This is a genomic window from Methanobrevibacter sp. (genome assembly GCF_045220775.1).
In the GTDB taxonomy this organism is placed as follows: domain Archaea; phylum Methanobacteriota; class Methanobacteria; order Methanobacteriales; family Methanobacteriaceae; genus Methanocatella.
In genome coordinates this window covers 17,802-36,147 of the sequence record NZ_JBGUWC010000100.1, presented here as the reverse complement: position 1 = coordinate 36,147, position 18,346 = coordinate 17,802, and the positions used below count along the sequence as shown (strand labels likewise).

Sequence of the window (18,346 nt, the reverse complement as noted above, 5' to 3'; positions counted from 1 at the left end):
ATTGGTTCAAATAACGAACAATTTTAAATAGTGTTATATGTCAAATATCTTTTCATGGAAGAAAATAAAAAACAATTATTATATCTGGCGCTTATATTTCTAACTGTTCTAGATGTGTTATTAATGGCATATATATTAATTCATCCAAGTTATTTGTCATTAAAGTATACTGTTTATGTCTTTGATTTAATTGTGTGTGTCCTGCTTTGGATAGAATTCATTTATAGCTATTTGCATGCCAGTAATAAAAAAGAGTACTTAAAACATAATTCAATAAGTATTCTAGGAATGCTTCCGATTGATTTTATATTTTTCAGAGCATTACGATTAATAAAACTAATTCAATTAATTAAATTATTTGCTTTAGCTCGCGAAACCGAAGGAAAAATCTCCAAATTTTTAAAACAAACTTATCTGGATAAAATAATTATTTACATGGTTATTTTTGTTTTTTCCATAACTGTTTTGATTCACATTGTTGATTCCAATGTCAATGATATTTTAACCGCTTTGTGGTATACTGTTGTTTCCATGACCAGCACTGGTTATGGGGATGTTATTCCAGCTACTAATTTAGGAAAGCTTATTGGAATGCTTGCAATGGTCGGTGGAATTCTAATTTTTGCTTCAATTACAGCAGTAATATCTTCACTCTACATGTCTAGAATTAGTAAGGATAACCAGGATGAGTTAAAGTCAAAAATTGATGAGTTAAATTCCGAAATCGAAAAATTAAATAAAAAGATTGATGAGCTTTAAATATTTTAATTAAAAAACCATACAGTTTATTTTTTATTTTTAAATCTAATTGAACTTCTGATGTCACTTTCAACATTATTTATGGCTCCGTTTTTTTATATCACTGGCAAAAGATTTGTCGGTTTGAACGTCAGTGAACTTCTTGAGAGTACATCTTGAACTAAAACGATTGAAAAAAGAAGTGATGAAAAAATAATACAGAAAATGACACATATTATGAACAAAAATCAACATATTTATATCATTTCTAAATTAAACATATATTTGGTGTAGGATAATGGCTAATCAAAATCAATGGAATTCACGAATTGCTTTTCTTTTATCAATGATTGGGGCGGCTGTTGGATTGGGCAACATTTGGCGCTACAGCTATGTAGTTTATTCCAATGGTGGAGGAACTTTCTTTATACCCTATCTAATTGCAATTCTAATTATGGGCATTCCATTTCTTATATTGGAATATGGTATCGGATTTAGGCATAAGGATTCATTTTCCAATATTCTGAAGGGCATTCATCCTAAATTGGAGTACGTGTCCTGGGCATTAGTTTTGATTATTTATTTTGTTCTAATCTATTATTTGGTTATAGTAAGTTGGGATTTGGTATATTTGGGTTCCAGTTTTAATTTCAACTGGGGAACTGATTCCGCACTTTATTTTGTAAATAATGTTGGTGGAAGCTCAAATCTATCCAATATGACAAGTTTCATAATTCCAACAACCATTTCAATGTTGATAGTATGGATCTTTGTTTGGTATATCTCCCATAAGGATTTGAATGAAGGAATAGGCAAAGCCTCAAAGATTTTAATCCCCCTTCTTTTTGGCATAATGGCTGTTATCATTGTTTTCGCATTAACACTTCCTGGCGCCGGCATAGGCATAAGTGCATTATTGAATCCCAATTGGCAAATGCTTTTGAATGTGAATATCTGGCTGGCGGCTTTTTCACAAATCATTTTCTCGTTAAGCATGGGCGAGTCAATTTCACTGACATATGCCAGCTATTTGCCTGAAGGATCAAAATTAACCGACAATGTTCTGATTGTGGTTTTTGCAAATTGTGCATTTGAAGTATGTACTGCCTTCGGAATATTTTCCATCCTCGGGTATATGTCTTATACTTCCGGAACACCAATCGTCGAATTGGTAAGTGAAGGTACTGGACTGGTATTTGTTGTTTTTCCAATGATATTTAATATTATGGGTCCTATTGGTCGCATAATTGCTCCATTACTGTTTATAGCAATATTATTCGCTGGAATAACTTCTGCCGTTGCGGTATTTGAACCAATGATAAATTCAACAGTCCATAAACTCAATTGGTCTCGTAAAAAAACAGTAACCATATTGTCAATAGTTGGATGCATACTCTCATTACTATTCACAACAGGAATCAGCAGTTATCTTGTCGGCATTGTCGACAGTTTCGTTACAGAATTTTGCATTCTTCTTTTAATAGCAATTCAATCTATACTATTCACATGGTTCTATGACATTGAAGGAGTCATTCCAGTATTGAATGAAAATGATAGGGTTAAAGTTGGAAAGACCTGGGTATTTGTCCTTAAATATGTATTGCCTATATTTTTGTTCTTCATGTGGGGCACTGGAGTATATAATCTGCTCTTAAATGCAACTAATTTTGAATTGATTATTTATGGCATAATCACTGTTGCCGTTCTAATATTGAGTTATGTTTTTACAAACATCAATGAAAAAAGCCATTGAATATTCTAAAATAATCAAGGAATTACTGTAACATTTCCTTCATAGGTGCATCCCTGATATTTGCCGTTGCCTGCAAAAGTAAAGTCCCCATAATAGTTATCATCACCCGCATCAGGCAAGTATTCTGCATTTTCAATCGTGAATTCACCGTTTTCATCCGTAACAACATCAACAATGGTTCCCATTTCATAGCCCGGCTTGTGGAATGTTATTGTCTGATTTGCAACACCGTAACTATAGGCATCGAGCAACAATCCTGAAAATGAATCGTTTTCATGAACTTCGGTTTCATTGATAATCATGAAAGTGGCTACATCATTGTTAAACTGAAACCAGAATACTCCAAAGCATATCGCCAAAGCAACCAATAAAATAATTAAATAATAACTTTGCCTTTCCATCCAATCACCTTTGATAGTATATTGGAAAAGACATAAAATAAAATTTACTGAATTTCAAGAATAGCTTCCCGGACCTTATCAGCAGCAATCTGTTTTTTAGCAGGAAAAGCAGCAATCTTTACCTTAAGATGAATTGCATCGCCCTTATCCAAAATGGTCCATTTCTCATCCAGAGCGTCAGCTTTGTCAAATCTTAAAAACCAGTTACCCTTTTCATCGATTTTACGCTCTAAATCATCATTAAGTTTATCTAAGTCCACACTTTCTAGAAGTGTATTAAAAAAAGTCTTTGTGTATCTTTTTTTAGATACTGTGCCTGATAGAATTATTATTTTATCTTCAAGCAATCCTTCGGCCTCTTCTGCTTCGATTTCGGCTTCAGGGAGAATATTCAAAATAGCTTCGGAAATCTCATCGACGCTTTCATTTTCATAAACGAAAGCCCTGAATTTGATATTATGAATCATTTAAATCAAAAAAAGAAAAAAATTAAAAGAAGAATTATATTTTTCTTCTTCTAGCTTGTTCTGATCCTTTTCCTTTAGATTTGATTCCACGTCCTTTGTTACCAGCACTGGTCAAGCCTCTTAAAGCTCTGTTAGTGTGTTTTTTGGAGCAGATCCAATTGATTTTCTTATCGTTAATGATAGAAGGACTGTTAGGATCAACTAAAATTACTTCGTAATATTTATATTTTCCGTCAGACCATACCCAGTAGGAGTTTAACACTTCTAAGTTAGGGTATTTTTTGCCTACACGCTCTTCAGCAATTCTTTGAATGGATTTTGCTTGGGTAATTTTGTTTACACCCATTCTTTTAGGTTTACGACCGTTGAAGCGACGGGTTTTCCTTCTTCCACCACGTCTTACTCTGGTTCTTACTAATACGAAACCTTTTTTAGCTCTGTAACCTAAACTTCTAGCTCTATCAAGCCTGGTTGGCCTGTCAATTCTTTGAACTGCCTTTTGTCTTCTCCATTTAGGAGTTCTTTGCCACATGAGTTCACGTACATAAGACTCATCTGGGTTTTTCCATGCGTCTCTAATATATTTATACATAAATAACACCTTTTGTTCAGCCACGAGGGCCACATCCATATGGGAACTTATCCCAAAAAAAGTATTTTAGCACTGCTAAAAAATAACAGTAATAAAATATTTTATTTTGTTTATTTATAAATCTATCGCTAAAATAAGAAAAAATAACTAAATGAATATTTTCACACAAATATATAAGTTTCTTTAAATATATTAACTATTATGAAAATGCCTGAAGAACTTGATTCTAAATTGCTCGCCCCTTGCGGAATCAATTGCATAAGTTGCGAAAAATACCAAAACCCATGTGCCGGATGCCTTATAAGTGATGACGGCAAAAGCAAGGCCAGCTTGAAATGTAAGATTAAAACATGTTTCGATTCCAAAAATTTCAGCTATTGCGGGCGATGCAGTGAGTTTCCATGCCCATTAATAAAAAAGCATTCCAAAAAATATGTAAAAAGGCATGGCCTGAACACACTTGAAAGCGCCAAAAGAATTAAGACTACTGGCATCGGCCGCATGATGAGCGCTGATCGTGAGATGTGGTTATGTCCAAACTGTGGAGGGGTTGTGAAATTCCAAACCAAAGCCTGCAGCGAGTGCGGATTTAAAGTTGATTAAATTAAAAATTTGATTAATAATTTCAATAATTACAACATTAACTATCGATTTAAAAGAAAGCATTGATAATTTAAAAGGACTTATTTTGAAAAGCAGCTTTAAAAAATAATGTAATCTACATGAAAAAATAAAAAAAGAACAAATATGTTAAAAACATGGTTAAAATAAAACCAACTCGGTTGCTAAACAAACAATGAATTTTGACATCAAACATTTTCCTTGCCTCATTAGCAATCGTATTCTAATTATTATGAATAAGTTATAAAAAAGAACAAAAAAGAGTAAATAGCCAAGCTATTTACCTTAATTCTATTTTTTCAATTTTTTATTTAAGTCACGGGCGACCAAATAATAATAAATATAAAAACCGAACCATGAAATTGCCGCAAACACACAAGCTATTACAATCCAGGTTATTATTGGTCCGATTCCCAAATCAATCGGCATCCAGTGTAGATAAACGGCAACTGCAAACAGCACTCCCAATCCAATAACCATCTGGAATAGCACTTGAAGTGGAAATGCAATGTCGTCCCTATCATAAATCAATCCGCTTAAAGAAAAGGCCCAACCTACAACAATTGATCCAAAAAATGCATTAATTATGTCAGTTCCACTAAAACTAACATTTTGAGGACCGTACTGAAAGGAACCTAAAACCATGACAAGCATGACAATGAAACACCCAACAAAAGCGCCCATAGATAATCTTTCAATTAAATTTATCTTCATTTTATCACCTATAAATCCAAAGCATTTTTAAAATCAGGCAAATATTTTCTTGAGATATTGTCCTTCAAACCATTTCTAAGTTGTATAAACATCATTCCCTTAAGTGATGGAGCAACACGCTCAATTTTTTTCAAGTTTACAATAGTGGTCTTTGAAATTCTTACAAACTCCGAACTTAAAGTTCCCTCAACTTGATATAAAGGTTTTTTAATCAGATACTCGGTATTTTCAGTATATACCTTTACCTGTTTATCCTCAACTCTAAACATGTAAATCTCACTAAGCTCCAAAAGTGCAATATCTGATCCTTTCTTCACTGCCAACATGTCACTTGAATCATCACTTTCCAAAATTGACATTGCCTTTGTAATGTTGTCGGTCAATTCGTTGGTGTGAATGTCAACGTGAGGTTCTTCAATATCTCTTGAAACAAATAAATTTACTTTCATGATTTATTTCCTTAATTTTTCCATTTCTTCTTGTATTTTGCGTTCCCTATATGACTCAGTTTCAAACTTATCAGCAAATACGAATGCTTTTAAGAAGTCAACGAAAACACCAATTCCCCAGAAGAATACTGGGAATAACACCCACCAGAATTCTGGTGTGAATAACCAGTTGATAACTGCCAAAAATGCATTGACAATTACATATATCTTAAAATTTTTAAAGAATTTGATTTTATTATCTGCTCTTTGCTCTGCTAAAGCTCTTATACTATCACTCATCTAATCACTCATCCTTGAAATTTCTTTATTGATCATATCTTCTCTATAATTAGGATTTACAATGTCTTTAAAAGGATATGCTTTAAAAAAATCATCGATTACATCTATTCCCCAGAAAAACATTACAAATAACAGTAACCAAAAGCTTTGCAAGAATACAAAACAAATAATTGCTATTATTACATTTACAATCAAATATTTATATAGATTTTCTTGAAATTTTATTTTTGCATCAACTCTTCTTTCAGCTTCTTGTCTTAAATTCATTGTATCACCATTCGATATTACTACTTAGTAAAGTAATATATAAATGACTATTTGGCGATGTGTTTGAGATGCAAAAATCAGCGCCTAAAATGCAAAAAATTGTTATTAAAAATAAAAAAAAATTGAGTAGCTTATAATACAGCTACTAAATAATATAGAATTGCAGTTATTGCAGGAACTGTCAAGTTGTCAATTCCACCATAACTTAAAGCTTCACAAACTGTTGCAACGGCTGAAATAACAATTATATATACTATATTGAACTCAGGCATTGTACAGCCAATTGAAGCGAAAACCATCCATACAAATACGCTCATTACAGTTGTAATGACAAACATTGTAAGTGATCCTTCAACGGATTTTTGACCGCCGAATACAGTGTATTTGAGTTTTCCGAACTTTTGACCGATTAAAGCTGCAAAACCGTCACCGTATACCATAGGCACAATAGCTAGCGCAACAATCCAAATGTAGAATTTGAGGTCGCCTGCTGGAGCGATAATTGCAAATACTGCAATCAATATTGTCCAAATCAACGCATAGAAGAACAGCCCTAATGCATGACCAGATTCTGTTACGCTGTTTTTGATTGTAATCGGTGAGTATTCAGTCAAGAAGAACAATGCAATTGTAATCGGAAGTGTTAAAAACCAAACCATAACCCACGGATCTGAGAAAAATGGCATGGCAAATATCATGTTACCTACCATAATATGCAGGAATTTGCGTGAAACTTCAGGCCTTGTCTTTAAAACCAATTCAGCTACAACGAAAATGATGGCTACATAAATATACACTACAATTAATGCAAGGATGTCTGAGAATATCATTATTTATCATACTCCCCATATTCACATCCGGCATTTTCAATTTTAACATGATCAATTAGGGTTCCGTCTTTTTTGTATAGTTTTATTTCACCCCAACCGTTTCCACCATTCCATAATCGGTTGTGTCTTTTTTGACCGTCAGGAGCTTCATAGTTGATTAGCAGCATCTCATCACGTTTGCAGTATAAGACCAGTTCCATACGTGAGTTCTTATTGCTTGCATTAACTCTCCAAGTGTGAACTTCATCCCCTTCTTCAAAGTCAAAGTCGATTTTTACGAGGTTCCAGAATCTTGCAAAGTTATATTCATACATTGTACCTTCATAGTAAAAACCAATTAACAGTTTACGAGGAATGGAAATACCGAATGCCTTAGGCTTTCCACCACCGGCTTCAAATGCGGAGTTATTTAATTTTTTGCCTGTTTTAAGACTTGTCAGGTTGCATGATGAAATCCAAAGCCATGGTGATGTAAAGTCACCACCCCAGTTTTTATCGGCATATCCATATGATTTTTCAGGAATTACTTCATATTCTTCACCATCTAACCAGATGGTACCACTATATTGAGTTTTAATTCCTTCAGCATGCCAGAACATTTCAAAGGAGTTTAGTTTTCTAAATAAGGAATTAGCACCATAACCTACATTAAAAGCGATTTGTTTATCAATGTCTAAATCCCACATCATCTCTCCTGCATCACACATGTATTCAGGATGTTCTTGAGCTTCTTCTTCACTTACTCTTGAAAAACCACTCATGTGGGTTTCTGTTAGACTACAATCTCCAACTTGAATGTTTAACTCATCATCAGGGCAATCGAAATATTTCATTGAGTAAAAATTGTGGATTTGTTTTGGGTTTTTACCCCAAGTCCCTGCTTTAATCATGCAGTATGATGGTTTTTTACCTGCTTTTTTGTTTTCAGGCAATTGTCCAAGTGTTGGTTCTTCTTCAGCTAATGCCGGATTACACACAAAATATTCAATGAAAAAAGGTCTAGGTTCGCCAGTTTTCTTGTTATATGCTGTTAAAGAATGCCACCACCAATCATAACCCTTTTTGGCAAGTGGACCTTTGAGCATAAAATAATCTCTCTTCAAATCACTTTTATTCATACACAAATCCTCCAAAGGTAAGATAATATTATATTTATTTAAAATGTATTTAAATAATTTATTATAAAAATAGGAAAAAACTGATGAATTTTACATTTTAGATTTCATTTCACGAATATATTTGATAATAAAACATTGATATGCATTTAATTTCCCAATTCATTCATACTCATCGATGCAGTAAAGGTCATATCCGCAATTGGGACAGTACTCCTCACCGTCATCAACTTCAAATCCGCATACTGGACAAATCATATTACACCTCAAAGATTAATCAGTATTAGGCCAACCATACAAACAAAGATGCCTAAAATCTGGCGTATTGAAACATTTTCTTTGTATAAGAAATATCCGACAAGAACCAAAACACATGCAAGGCCGATATTCGCAACTACGCTGGCATTGCTTATCTGCCAGCCTGCACGGTAAACGAAGACGTAACCCACTTCCAAGCCTACAATGGCCAATGCCAAAATGATGGATGTCCAATTGACCTTTGATATTTCGGCACCAACATTAGCCGGACCGACAGCAAATGCAAAAATGATTGCTGAAATTATTGCCGCCACAAAATAAGTAACCATCAATGCTCCAAAAGGATTGACATCCGAAGGCATAGATTTCATGCAAACGTTATAGAAGGTATTTGCAAGAATAACAATTAATATTGGCCATACCAGATTCCAATTCAAAAATAATCACCAAAAAAAGAAATAGAGTGAAGTTTAGACTTCACTATTTTGTACCATATACTCTGTCACCTGCATCTCCAAGACCCGGCAAGATATATGCGTTTTCGTTCAATTCCCTGTCGACAACGGCACAGAAAATCTGAACGTCAGGGTGGTCGTCTTCAATGCATTTGATTCCTTGTGGAGCTGCTACAATACATAACAACTTGATTTTAGTTACTCCATCTGCTTTAAGCTTGGATATTGTTGCGGATGCGCTTCCACCGGTTGCAAGCATAGGATCAACTACTAAGACTTCCCTATTTGCAATTCCGTCAGGCATCTTATAGTAATATTCAACCGGTTCGAAGGTTTCTTCGTTTCTGTAAAGCCCGATATGTCCTATTTTTGCATTAGGAAAAACGTTTAGTATTCCATCGACCATACCCATTCCTGCTCTCAAAATGGGAACAATAGCATAGCTGTCTTCATCTATCATGCCTGTTTCCATCTTTTCGAGTGGAGTTTCTATAGTTGTTTTTTCAAGTTTTGCATCCCTCATAGCTTCATACATCAAGATTGTAGAGATTTCAGTGACCAATTCCCTAAACTCTTTGGTTCCGGTATTGATATCTCTTAAGATTGCAAGCTTATGAGTAATTAATGGATGATTTAATACGAACTCATTCATGGTTTTCCTCCGGTACTAATAAGTTTAACAATACGCCAACAATTGCTGCAAGGGACATTCCGGAAATGGAAATGGATAAGTCGCCGGATACGAATGACAATGCAGCACCACCTAAACCTAAAACAAGCATAGTTGCAGCTACAACAACGTTTTTGGTGTTGGTAAAGTCAACTTGGTTGTGGATTAAGATTTTAAGACCGTTTACACAGATGAAACCGTATAACAATACTGAAATACCACCTAAAACAGGTTGAGGAATAGCTGTTAATAATGCAGTCAAGTGACCTGAAAATGCAAATATGATAGCAATAACCGCTGCAAGACCGATTACATAAGTAGAAGCAACACGAGTCATACCGACAACAGATGTGTTTTCACCGTAAGTGGTGTTTGCAGGACCTCCCAAGAATGCTGCTAGGAAAGTTGCAAGACCGTCACCGAGCAAGGTTCTTTGAAGACCAGGATCCTCGATTAAGTCACGACCGATAATCTCACTTAATACTTTGTGGTCTCCAACGTGTTCTACCATTGTTACAAGGGCAATCGGAACTATTGTCAGGACAGCTGCAAAGTTCAAGTCATAATTCATGAACGGCAAGTAGAATTTAGGGATTTCAATTACATTAGCATGCAATGCTGGTGTGAAATCAACCATACCAAGTAATGCTGCTACAACGTAACCTGCAACAATACCTATTAAAAATGGAATGACCTGTCTGATTCCTTTTCCACGAACAGCAACTAATGCAGTGACTATAAATGAAACAAAAGCAACAAATAAATTATTCCATGGAACAGAAGTTAGATCCAAACCGATTTCTTGAATAGCTGTTGGGGCGAGAGACAACCCGATTACCATAATCATTGGTCCCACTACAACAGGAGGCAGCAATTTGTTGATCCAACCAGGACCAGTGACACGAATAATAAATGAGATTACTACATAAACAAGACCTACAATCATTAAAGCTGTAAATACACTTCCAGTACCCCCAATTGCATAACCTGCAATCATAGGAGCAATGAACGCAAATGAACTTCCCAGATATACTGGGCTTCTATTACGGGTACAGATCAAATAAATCAATGTACCTAAACCAGATGCAACCAATGCTACGGGGATTGATAAAATATCCGCACCGGCAGTAGTGTTTACAACAATAGGAACTAAAATGGTAGCTCCAAACATTGCACATACATGCTGAATAGCAAGCAAAACCCACCTGACTGGTGTTGGCTTATCACCAGTGCCCAGTAGCATATTGGTAATTTGTGTAATTTCTTCCACCATATATATCACAAAATTTTCCTATATTTCTCATAAATTGATTAATTATTTTAAAAAATTCTATTGAATGTTTTAATAATTAAAGTAAAAATATCTAAAATCTGTAAATCAAATTTCAGATATCGTTTTAACAATTTCTGATTATTAATATATATCTGAATAAAAGTATAAAATATTTACTTATCGTGAAAAATTGATAGAAAAAAATAAAAAAAAGTGGGAAAAAATTCCCTTTAATATTTAAGCTTCTGCAGGTTTTCCTTTCTCAGCCCATTTTACAGTCATTGTTGTAAATGGTTGAGCAATTACAGTCCAAATCAAACTTAAGAACCAATGTGAGAATATCATGATTAAAATCTCAATAGGAGAATATACTCCAACGAATGCAAGACCGATAAATACAAAGTTATCGATCAATTGACTTAAAGCAATTACTCCAAAGTTTAAAACTGATGAGTATTCTCTTCCTTTGTTAACAATAACAGTCATTCTTGCATTTGCAAAGTTACCGATTAAGTAACTGATATAAGATGCTACAAGAATTCTTGGAGTTTGGGTGAATACAAATGCTAAGCTTGAATCTCCGGTAAAGAAATCTGGAGAAGGTAAGAATAGTATTAAGGTTGTCATGAAAACAAACAACACATCAACAGCAATACCTAAAAACAGGGTTCTGCGTGCTGTTCTCTCACCATAGACATCTGCAATTACGTTTGTTAAAATGTATACTAATGGATAGATTAAAACCCCAGCGGGAGTTTCCATTCCTAAAAATCCAATGTTAATAATCTTAACAGTAATTAAGTTTGCGATTGTAAATGCCATACAGAAAAATGCAGTAATTATTACACGTTTTTCAGTAAAGTCAAAATTTAAATCCATACACAGTTATATTAAGTTTTAAAGTATTTAAAAGTAATTATAAAGCTTATTTGATAAAAATAAAATAGAAATGATTAAAAATTAAATTCATCTTGTTTTTTTGAATGTTTTCACCAGCAATACTAACTTATTCCCATTCTCTGATTGGTATTATGTCCCGCCCAATTGGTGCCCATGCTATTGTAAAAACAATTTACACTATCTTTAGTCGAATTATCCAAATTATAGTTAAGCCTGACAATTACGCTTTCTTCCCATTTGGAAAACTTATTTTTCATATAACTTACTTTAATCCACTTGCTCGGAATATTATCGTAACTTCCATAAGAATTGCTTACCAATACTTTTTTTCCATCCTTACTGATATCCAGAATAGCAACATAATGTCTAGGAGCATGGAAAATTAAAGCACACCCTCCATTTTTAAGTTGATTTAAAGCATCATCAAATGAATCCTTATAGAAATAACTGCAATTGAAACCTGTTTTCTCCAAACCACTTATTATCCAATGGCATTTTGTTCCATCTTTTGAATTTGTACCCATTTTCTTTGCCAAATACTTTTCACAATAATAATTTCTTAAGACTTGAGTACAGACACTAGCTGATGTTGGCCCGCAAGTATACGATGTTGATTGCACATCCCTTACTTCCGGATAGGTATATGATTTGCCCTTTAGAGAAACTTTAATCACACCTGGCCAATAATTATGCTTATTTTTGTGAACGAGTTTGGAATTGATTGCCCTTTCAATGACATTCCATTTTACCCTTTTTATGATGTGATTTGTATTGGGATGATTTTTTGTTTTGAAAAATGTATATTTTGATAATTTCCCATTTAAAAATAAACAGTAGCTATCCCTTTGTATAACCTCTTTGTATTGTGCTCTTGTTAATGTATATGTGGCACTATCGTCGCCCATTACATAATTTCCAGGCATCAAGTCAATATCCGGAACACCATTCTTCATTGAAATATTCTCTTTTAGAGGATTTTTTACATTTCCTTCAACACATTTGATTTTCTTGAATGCTTTAAATTTCCCAAATTTAACTTTCACAGTATAAGTTTTTGAAGCCATTTTCGGTTTGAAAACAATAATCCCCTCAGAACTAGTCTTTTTAGTAAATTTTGTACTGCCTACAGTAATAGTGATTGTTTTTTTAGAGATTGAAGACTTTGTCGGACCCTTTAGATAAATTCTTAGGTATCCGTTTGTAAGCAATTTGGAATTTCCAATTTTTAATGACCTTGCTTGGGTTACATGAAACTTTAAGTTTTTTGAAGATGCCTTGAATTGATTATTAGCTTTAAATTTGGTTTTTATCAAATATGTCCCCGGATTGGTCTTTATTTTAAGCGCTATCCGACCATTTTTATTGGTTTTTCTAGTTATGGTTTTTCCTTTATATTTCACTATTATCTTTTTGGCGGAAACCGGATTGAAGTTTTGGTCTGTCAGATAGAAATACAAATATCCTCCTCGAACAACAAAGTTTGTATAACAAGTGATCTTTGTAGATGATTTAGAAACTTTTAAATTGACATTTTTAATGACTGGCTCATAATCATCATCACCATCAAAGGAAATTGTTATTTTATGCGTTTTGGCACTCAAGTCAATGTTAAAATTAGCGGCACCTTGTGAATTAGTGAATGCAGAGTATTTCTTAGCGCCGATTGAAGCCACCAGTTTTTTTGATTCGAGTGGACTTCCGGATGAATTTTTCAAATAAACAACCAACGTATCCCTACTTTTTACATTTGTTGATTTGACTGTGATTTTAGGTGTCGATTTAACAATTTCTGTCTCGTTAGCCGTTTGATTGATTTGATTGTCATCCTCTGAAATATCATTTTGATTCAAATCAGATGAGATTTCATCAGAAGTATCATTAACCGCACAGATATCTGTTAAATTGACATCCTCGGCTGAAACAACAGCAATGTTTAAAAATAAAAGCAATATTATTGATACAAAAATTATTGTTCTTAACCTCATAAATTCACCATTAACTAGATAACACTTTTATCAAATATCAATTAAATAGTTAATGAAAAATAATATATTCTAAAAAAAGGAATGTGAGAAAAAATGAATTTTTTCTCATGAGCCGAAGAATCTGTTTATACAAAAAACTATTTTCTTGCTCTTCCAACTCTGCGGGCGACTACCAATTCCCCAACAGATATCAAGCCTGCAAAGAATTTTTCTAATCCGCCAGTAGCCCAGATTGCTTCACCGAAAGTTGAATTAGTGATATTGGCTTCGTATTCTTCGGCAGTGATTTTTTGACCGGTGGTTTTTGTAGATACTAATGCGGAAGCATCCATCAGTTCTTCCCATGTAACTCCATTAAGTTGGTTTTGCATTGCCTTATATAATTTTTCAACTTTAATATCATAAAGTTCGGATAACAATTCCACAATATCGCATGCGCGAACCATACCAATGACCTGATTATCCTCGTTTACAACCGGTACGGTAACAAACTTGTTGTTGGCTGTCAGGATTACGGCCTTTCTTGCAGGATCGTTTTCATTAACGGTTGCAACTTCTTCATAACCGCTCATGATTTCAGAAATCTTTTCATTACCTTCCCTTAATCCTTTTGTAATGTCGAATGAAGTTATCCAACCGACCAATTGTTTCTTATCGTTTACAACAGGACAAGTAAAACGCCTAATTTCTTCCATTACTTTTGAAACTTCAACTACACTGTCATCACAGTTCAAGTATACAAAGTCTTTATCCATTAATTCTTTTGCTCTCATAAACAGACCTCCTTTTATTCCATGCCAATCCTCTTTAAAGCTCCGACCGGACAATGATGAGTACATTGAGTACATCTAATGCATTTATCATTGTCTAAAACAACTCTACCTTCGACTAACTCTACAGCACCAGTTGGACAATTCTCTTCACATAAATAACAATTGACGCATGCGTCATGATTTACATCAATGATTCTGCTGTGAATAATAGGTCCGATATACCTATCCAATTCAACCGCATTATCATTTAAAGAGATTTGAACGCAGGCACCACAACCAATGCACATTTTCTCGTTGATATATGGATATAGTTCATCATCAATCAAATCAATACCCAAATCAATATCCCTATCTCCGAAGAACTCTTTGAATTCAAGTGTGAATGCATTAGTCGGACATAAGTTTGCGCAGTCAGCCCAATTATTATCATCTGAATAATCAATCGAAATACTATTCATACGAACTACCCTGTGAGGAGAACTAACATTAGATAACTTATATTCAATTACCTCACGTTCATCTTCCCCATCATAAATAACTGAATTATCAATTAATTTAATTGCAGAAACCGGACAAGTTTGGACACATATTTCGCATTTGACACATTTATCAGTTATTTTAGCTATTCTAAAAATATTAGCTGGTTCGATTGCATTAACTGGACACTCGCCAACACATGTATTACATCTTACACATTTAGGCGCTATAGCAATAATTTCTTCTTCAGCACTAAAATTATCCAGTTCAAATTGGAAATCATCGCTATCATCATCTAATTCAACAGATTTTAAAAGAACTTCCCTTTCCAAATCCTTCATCTGTTTTATAAAAGATACATTCATTTTAATACCAACTAAATTATTTTTTTTCTTAATTAAATTTTTGTTTTTTTTATTATTAAATTAATTTGATTAAATAAACTCCATTAAATCCTTCAGGGAAGGGAATTTATCCATTCCAAATCCTTCTATTGATTTGCTGGCCACCCAATTTCCGATTTTGCATGATTTTTCCAAATCATATCCTTGTAAAAAGGAATACAAAAATCCGCTGTTAAAGCTATCTCCAGCTCCGGTAGTATCAACAACATCACATTCAAAAGATTCTACAAAACACTCTTGAGAGTTATCCATTGCATATACTCCTTTTGAACCTTGCTTTACAACAACAGTTTCGATACCATAATCAAGTAAACCAATAACCAAATCCTTTAGAGGAGTTTCATTATTATTACATAATAATCTTAATTCTGATTCGTTAATGAGCAATATATTGGTCCTTTTGAGAATTGGTTCCAACTCATCAAATCCTTTTTGAACATATAACATTCCAGGATCAAAACTCAATATGACTGCATCATTAAGTTTTTCCAATAATTCAATTTGGGTTTTGAAAGAATCACCAACAAAGGATGTGTAATGCATTATTTTACATCTCATAATGTTTAGAGGATTAATTTCACCAATTTTGATGTCATCATTAACGCCAGGGTCAATATAAAGGCATCTCTCACCTTCATCATCAACAAATCCCAAACATTTGCCTGTAGCTCCTGTTTCTGAGTAAATCAAATTATTAGTATAAACGCCATTGATGGCCAAATTATATTCTATCAAATCGCCATCATCATCTTCGGCTATTTTGCCAATTATTGATGTGGAACAGCCTAATCTTGATAATCCTACAATAGTATTTGCAGCTGACCCTCCAGGAGTATCAATTTCTTTTTTTATGAAACTCTCTTCATCTTTGCATGCAATGTTTTCTACAGAGTATAGCTTATCCACATTCAATGCTCCAAATCCTATGACTTCTGCATTAAGATCCATATCTAAAATTTCCATTTTAAAACCTTACTTTAAAATATCTAATAAATTTATATTCTTATCTCCAAGTTTACCGCCGAAGTTGCCTGCAGATATTCCAATTACCCCATCAAATTCCAGAGCAGCATCAATACCTGCTTTGACAGCCTTATTCATAGAATCCTCATCCGTTGCATTTATTACAACTTCTGGAATATAATTAACCCCCTCTGGAACTTTAGAGATATCTCCTAAAGATTCCTTTAGAGAAGGGCAATAAAAGTGATTTGTAGTTGGTCCGATTTCCGGATAATTTGTTTCCGGCTTTGAAGCTGCAGAACAGATATCAAACGGAGCAGTAGCACCTTCAACATCTATTATCGCATCAATAATTGCATCACCCGCATCTAGAACGGCTTCCTGAGTTGAACATAGATACCAGAAATTGCCTCCCATAATACCATCATTCAATTTGAATTTCTCTTCAATCTGGAAATCCGGAACCGCAATAGGGACATTAATCATTCTTCTTCCATATTCCTCAACGATCCATTCATATCCGTCACCGCAGTGGCCTACAATGTCCATCATTTCAATGTATTCATCACTGTCTTTTGTTGAATAGTCAAAGATTCGTGTGAACGGTTTAACCAGAATATCCTGTCTAAGTCTGTATGATAATTCGAATGCGAATTTATCTACATTATCTCCATCTAACCAATATTGTACAATAGCTCCAAATCTGCCATCCGGTGTTTGTGATTCGTCTAAAAATCCTTCAACACCTCCTTCCACTCTTCCGATGACTGCACTTGGAGTCGAAGTTGAATCATAAGCTGCTCTTTTTACAATCTTTTCTGTAGGGCCTGTAATCAATGCCCTTACATATTTTCCTTCAAAAGCTTCAAAGAATGTGTCTTCAACTTTTTCATAACTCATTTCTATACACCTTAACCTAAACCACCAATATCCTGACCACGGATACTATTTCTCATTGATTTGCTCAATACCAATATATCATTAAAGTTGTACTCTGTGATAACTTGAATTATTGGGAAATTTTCATTGTCAAATACTGAGAAAAACTTATCCATAATCTCTAAATCAACATTATAGCTTTTAAATAATATTTCATAATCGTTTAACTCGTTGTAATCATTAATAAATTCCAAAACTTTATTTTTATCATATTTTGCATATATATCTGTAATGACTGCAGTTGCAATGGCACTTGGAGATACGATAGCTATTTCAGCAACTCTTAGAGGATATTCATTCCCATTGAATGAAATGCTGAGTCCATTGTTCTTGCGTGCAAATTCCAAAGGCTCGACATCGGTTATGCTATCTCCAATATAAAGCATTTTATTAACATCAATGCCGTCTCTTTCAATTATCTCATCAATGGCCAATTTCTTGCCCAATCCTCCAACAACATCGATTTTTTTGATTTCTTCATAGATTCCCATTTTGCTGATTTGGGAAAAGAAGATGTCATCAAATAGCTCATAATCCTCAGGATTGTTTAAAATCAACTCTTTAAATTCCCCAATTTTTTTAATTTCATCGCTATTTAAAGTTAGGTTATCTAGATTGACCTTTGTATAAAATGTGTTCTTGAATGGCAAGTCCATATAATTAGATATTGCTTCAATATATTGGCCATAACTAGTGCTAACTATGTAAGTATTCATTGCTTTTTGCAAGTATTCGATAAGGAATTTTGAATCATTGACTGCATAGATATGTCTTTTTGAAAAATCAACTAAATCTTTATTTGTGAGGTTTTCTGCAACAAAAAATGGCAAGATTAACTTTAAGGTGTTTCCTGCCTTATAATTTTCTTTTTTAACAATATCTGCTAAATAATCATCATACAAACTAAGTATTTTAAATAATTCTCCACCATCTTTGATGAAATTATCTGATAATTCATATGCATTATCATTTAAGGTTAGCGGACCTTCACAATCTGTAATAAATGATTTTTCAAACATTTAA

23 protein-coding genes are annotated in these 18,346 nt (G+C 33.8%); 3 read left to right on the top strand and 20 right to left on the bottom strand.

Annotation, left to right across the window (positions count from 1 at the left end):
• Positions 1-54 precede the first annotated feature (54 nt).
• A complete protein-coding gene (locus ACJROP_RS06345; protein ID WP_406534642.1) occupies positions 55-759 on the top strand; it encodes a potassium channel family protein in 705 nt (234 codons plus the stop codon).
• 277 nt (positions 760-1,036) lie between these two features.
• Positions 1,037-2,491, top strand: a complete 1,455-nt coding sequence (locus tag ACJROP_RS06340; RefSeq protein WP_406534641.1) for a sodium-dependent transporter — start codon at positions 1,037-1,039, stop codon at positions 2,489-2,491.
• A 14-nt stretch (positions 2,492-2,505) separates the two neighbouring features.
• Here ACJROP_RS06340 and ACJROP_RS06335 read toward each other — a convergent pair whose 3' ends face one another.
• The 3 genes from ACJROP_RS06335 to ACJROP_RS06325 are packed head-to-tail and all read right to left on the bottom strand — an operon-like array spanning position 2,506 to position 3,951.
• Complete coding sequence (locus ACJROP_RS06335) at positions 2,506-2,892, bottom strand: hypothetical protein (RefSeq protein WP_406534640.1); 387 nt, start codon at positions 2,890-2,892, stop codon at positions 2,506-2,508.
• Positions 2,893-2,936: 44 nt separating this feature from the next.
• The gene (locus tag ACJROP_RS06330) at positions 2,937-3,359 is read right to left on the bottom strand and encodes an RNA-binding protein (protein ID WP_406534639.1); all 423 of its coding nucleotides are present in this window, start codon (positions 3,357-3,359) and stop codon (positions 2,937-2,939) included.
• A gap of 34 nt (positions 3,360-3,393) precedes the next feature.
• Positions 3,394-3,951, bottom strand: coding sequence for a 50S ribosomal protein L15e (locus ACJROP_RS06325; RefSeq protein WP_406534638.1), 558 nt, complete (start codon positions 3,949-3,951; stop codon positions 3,394-3,396).
• A gap of 201 nt (positions 3,952-4,152) precedes the next feature.
• On the opposite strand from ACJROP_RS06325, the gene ACJROP_RS06320 reads away from it, so the two are divergent.
• Entirely contained in the window at positions 4,153-4,554 is a 402-nt protein-coding gene (locus tag ACJROP_RS06320; RefSeq protein WP_406534637.1) for a DUF3795 domain-containing protein, read from the top strand.
• A 309-nt stretch (positions 4,555-4,863) separates the two neighbouring features.
• Here the strand turns inward: ACJROP_RS06320 and ACJROP_RS06315 are convergent, their stop codons facing one another.
• The 17 genes from ACJROP_RS06315 to ACJROP_RS06235 all read right to left on the bottom strand — a co-directional run bounded on the left by ACJROP_RS06315 (position 4,864) and on the right by ACJROP_RS06235 (position 18,342).
• A complete protein-coding gene (locus ACJROP_RS06315; protein ID WP_406534636.1) occupies positions 4,864-5,286 on the bottom strand; it encodes a DUF3021 domain-containing protein in 423 nt (140 codons plus the stop codon).
• A gap of 8 nt (positions 5,287-5,294) precedes the next feature.
• Positions 5,295-5,735, bottom strand: coding sequence for a LytTR family DNA-binding domain-containing protein (locus ACJROP_RS06310; protein ID WP_406534635.1), 441 nt, complete (start codon positions 5,733-5,735; stop codon positions 5,295-5,297).
• A 3-nt stretch (positions 5,736-5,738) separates the two neighbouring features.
• Positions 5,739-6,014, bottom strand: coding sequence for a 2TM domain-containing protein (locus tag ACJROP_RS06305; RefSeq protein WP_406534634.1), 276 nt, complete (start codon positions 6,012-6,014; stop codon positions 5,739-5,741).
• Positions 6,015-6,281: a 2TM domain-containing protein gene (locus ACJROP_RS06300; RefSeq protein ID WP_406534633.1), complete on the bottom strand. Its 267-nt coding sequence runs from the start codon at positions 6,279-6,281 to the stop codon at positions 6,015-6,017.
• Between the two features lie 131 nt (positions 6,282-6,412).
• Positions 6,413-7,111, bottom strand: a complete 699-nt coding sequence (locus ACJROP_RS06295) for a diacylglycerol/polyprenol kinase family protein (protein WP_406534632.1) — start codon at positions 7,109-7,111, stop codon at positions 6,413-6,415.
• Complete coding sequence (locus tag ACJROP_RS06290; protein ID WP_406534631.1) at positions 7,111-8,196, bottom strand: tocopherol cyclase family protein; 1,086 nt, start codon at positions 8,194-8,196, stop codon at positions 7,111-7,113. Before ACJROP_RS06290 ends, ACJROP_RS06295 begins: the two co-directional genes overlap by 1 nt.
• A gap of 192 nt (positions 8,197-8,388) precedes the next feature.
• The gene (locus ACJROP_RS06285) at positions 8,389-8,484 is read right to left on the bottom strand and encodes a zinc-ribbon domain-containing protein (RefSeq protein WP_406534630.1); all 96 of its coding nucleotides are present in this window, start codon (positions 8,482-8,484) and stop codon (positions 8,389-8,391) included.
• An 8-nt stretch (positions 8,485-8,492) separates the two neighbouring features.
• A complete protein-coding gene (locus ACJROP_RS06280) occupies positions 8,493-8,921 on the bottom strand; it encodes an EamA family transporter (protein ID WP_406534629.1) in 429 nt (142 codons plus the stop codon).
• A 43-nt stretch (positions 8,922-8,964) separates the two neighbouring features.
• The gene (upp, locus tag ACJROP_RS06275) at positions 8,965-9,591 is read right to left on the bottom strand and encodes a uracil phosphoribosyltransferase (RefSeq protein WP_406534628.1); all 627 of its coding nucleotides are present in this window, start codon (positions 9,589-9,591) and stop codon (positions 8,965-8,967) included.
• Positions 9,584-10,882: a uracil-xanthine permease family protein gene (locus ACJROP_RS06270; RefSeq protein WP_406534627.1), complete on the bottom strand. Its 1,299-nt coding sequence runs from the start codon at positions 10,880-10,882 to the stop codon at positions 9,584-9,586. Before ACJROP_RS06270 ends, upp begins: the two co-directional genes overlap by 8 nt.
• A 237-nt stretch (positions 10,883-11,119) precedes the next feature.
• Positions 11,120-11,761, bottom strand: coding sequence for a queuosine precursor transporter (locus ACJROP_RS06265; RefSeq protein ID WP_406534626.1), 642 nt, complete (start codon positions 11,759-11,761; stop codon positions 11,120-11,122).
• Between the two features lie 122 nt (positions 11,762-11,883).
• A complete protein-coding gene (locus ACJROP_RS06260; protein WP_406534625.1) occupies positions 11,884-13,767 on the bottom strand; it encodes a hypothetical protein in 1,884 nt (627 codons plus the stop codon).
• Positions 13,768-13,904: 137 nt separating this feature from the next.
• Positions 13,905-14,540: an HPP family protein gene (locus ACJROP_RS06255; RefSeq protein WP_406534624.1), complete on the bottom strand. Its 636-nt coding sequence runs from the start codon at positions 14,538-14,540 to the stop codon at positions 13,905-13,907.
• A gap of 14 nt (positions 14,541-14,554) precedes the next feature.
• A complete protein-coding gene (locus ACJROP_RS06250; protein ID WP_406534623.1) occupies positions 14,555-15,382 on the bottom strand; it encodes a 4Fe-4S binding protein in 828 nt (275 codons plus the stop codon).
• A gap of 69 nt (positions 15,383-15,451) precedes the next feature.
• Complete coding sequence (locus tag ACJROP_RS06245) at positions 15,452-16,384, bottom strand: carbohydrate kinase family protein (RefSeq protein WP_406534622.1); 933 nt, start codon at positions 16,382-16,384, stop codon at positions 15,452-15,454.
• 9 nt (positions 16,385-16,393) lie between these two features.
• The gene (locus ACJROP_RS06240; RefSeq protein WP_406534621.1) at positions 16,394-17,284 is read right to left on the bottom strand and encodes a formylmethanofuran--tetrahydromethanopterin N-formyltransferase; all 891 of its coding nucleotides are present in this window, start codon (positions 17,282-17,284) and stop codon (positions 16,394-16,396) included.
• 11 nt (positions 17,285-17,295) lie between these two features.
• Positions 17,296-18,342, bottom strand: a complete 1,047-nt coding sequence (locus ACJROP_RS06235) for a hypothetical protein (protein ID WP_406534620.1) — start codon at positions 18,340-18,342, stop codon at positions 17,296-17,298.
• Between the last annotated feature and the right edge of the window lie 4 nt (positions 18,343-18,346).

Excerpts from the sequence above, each read along its gene's own strand:
- ACJROP_RS06345 (WP_406534642.1), top strand. The coding sequence starts at position 55 with ATGGAAGAAAATAAAAAACAATTATTATATCTGGCGCTTATATTTCTA.
- ACJROP_RS06340 (WP_406534641.1), top strand. The coding sequence starts at position 1,037 with ATGGCTAATCAAAATCAATGGAATTCACGAATTGCTTTTCTTTTATCA.
- ACJROP_RS06335 (WP_406534640.1), bottom strand. The coding sequence starts at position 2,892 with ATGGAAAGGCAAAGTTATTATTTAATTATTTTATTGGTTGCTTTGGCG.
- ACJROP_RS06330 (WP_406534639.1), bottom strand. The coding sequence starts at position 3,359 with ATGATTCATAATATCAAATTCAGGGCTTTCGTTTATGAAAATGAAAGC.
- ACJROP_RS06325 (WP_406534638.1), bottom strand. The coding sequence starts at position 3,951 with ATGTATAAATATATTAGAGACGCATGGAAAAACCCAGATGAGTCTTAT.
- ACJROP_RS06320 (WP_406534637.1), top strand. The coding sequence starts at position 4,153 with ATGAAAATGCCTGAAGAACTTGATTCTAAATTGCTCGCCCCTTGCGGA.
- ACJROP_RS06315 (WP_406534636.1), bottom strand. The coding sequence starts at position 5,286 with ATGAAGATAAATTTAATTGAAAGATTATCTATGGGCGCTTTTGTTGGG.
- ACJROP_RS06310 (WP_406534635.1), bottom strand. The coding sequence starts at position 5,735 with ATGAAAGTAAATTTATTTGTTTCAAGAGATATTGAAGAACCTCACGTT.
- ACJROP_RS06305 (WP_406534634.1), bottom strand. The coding sequence starts at position 6,014 with ATGAGTGATAGTATAAGAGCTTTAGCAGAGCAAAGAGCAGATAATAAA.
- ACJROP_RS06300 (WP_406534633.1), bottom strand. The coding sequence starts at position 6,281 with ATGAATTTAAGACAAGAAGCTGAAAGAAGAGTTGATGCAAAAATAAAA.
- ACJROP_RS06295 (WP_406534632.1), bottom strand. The coding sequence starts at position 7,111 with ATGATATTCTCAGACATCCTTGCATTAATTGTAGTGTATATTTATGTA.
- ACJROP_RS06290 (WP_406534631.1), bottom strand. The coding sequence starts at position 8,196 with ATGCTCAAAGGTCCACTTGCCAAAAAGGGTTATGATTGGTGGTGGCAT.
- ACJROP_RS06285 (WP_406534630.1), bottom strand. The coding sequence starts at position 8,484 with ATGATTTGTCCAGTATGCGGATTTGAAGTTGATGACGGTGAGGAGTAC.
- upp (WP_406534628.1), bottom strand. The coding sequence starts at position 9,591 with ATGAATGAGTTCGTATTAAATCATCCATTAATTACTCATAAGCTTGCA.
- ACJROP_RS06270 (WP_406534627.1), bottom strand. The coding sequence starts at position 10,882 with ATGGTGGAAGAAATTACACAAATTACCAATATGCTACTGGGCACTGGT.
- ACJROP_RS06265 (WP_406534626.1), bottom strand. The coding sequence starts at position 11,761 with ATGGATTTAAATTTTGACTTTACTGAAAAACGTGTAATAATTACTGCA.
- ACJROP_RS06260 (WP_406534625.1), bottom strand. The coding sequence starts at position 13,767 with ATGAGGTTAAGAACAATAATTTTTGTATCAATAATATTGCTTTTATTT.
- ACJROP_RS06255 (WP_406534624.1), bottom strand. The coding sequence starts at position 14,540 with ATGAGAGCAAAAGAATTAATGGATAAAGACTTTGTATACTTGAACTGT.
- ACJROP_RS06250 (WP_406534623.1), bottom strand. The coding sequence starts at position 15,382 with ATGAATGTATCTTTTATAAAACAGATGAAGGATTTGGAAAGGGAAGTT.
- ACJROP_RS06245 (WP_406534622.1), bottom strand. The coding sequence starts at position 16,384 with ATGGAAATTTTAGATATGGATCTTAATGCAGAAGTCATAGGATTTGGA.
- ACJROP_RS06240 (WP_406534621.1), bottom strand. The coding sequence starts at position 17,284 with ATGAGTTATGAAAAAGTTGAAGACACATTCTTTGAAGCTTTTGAAGGA.
- ACJROP_RS06235 (WP_406534620.1), bottom strand. The coding sequence starts at position 18,342 with ATGTTTGAAAAATCATTTATTACAGATTGTGAAGGTCCGCTAACCTTA.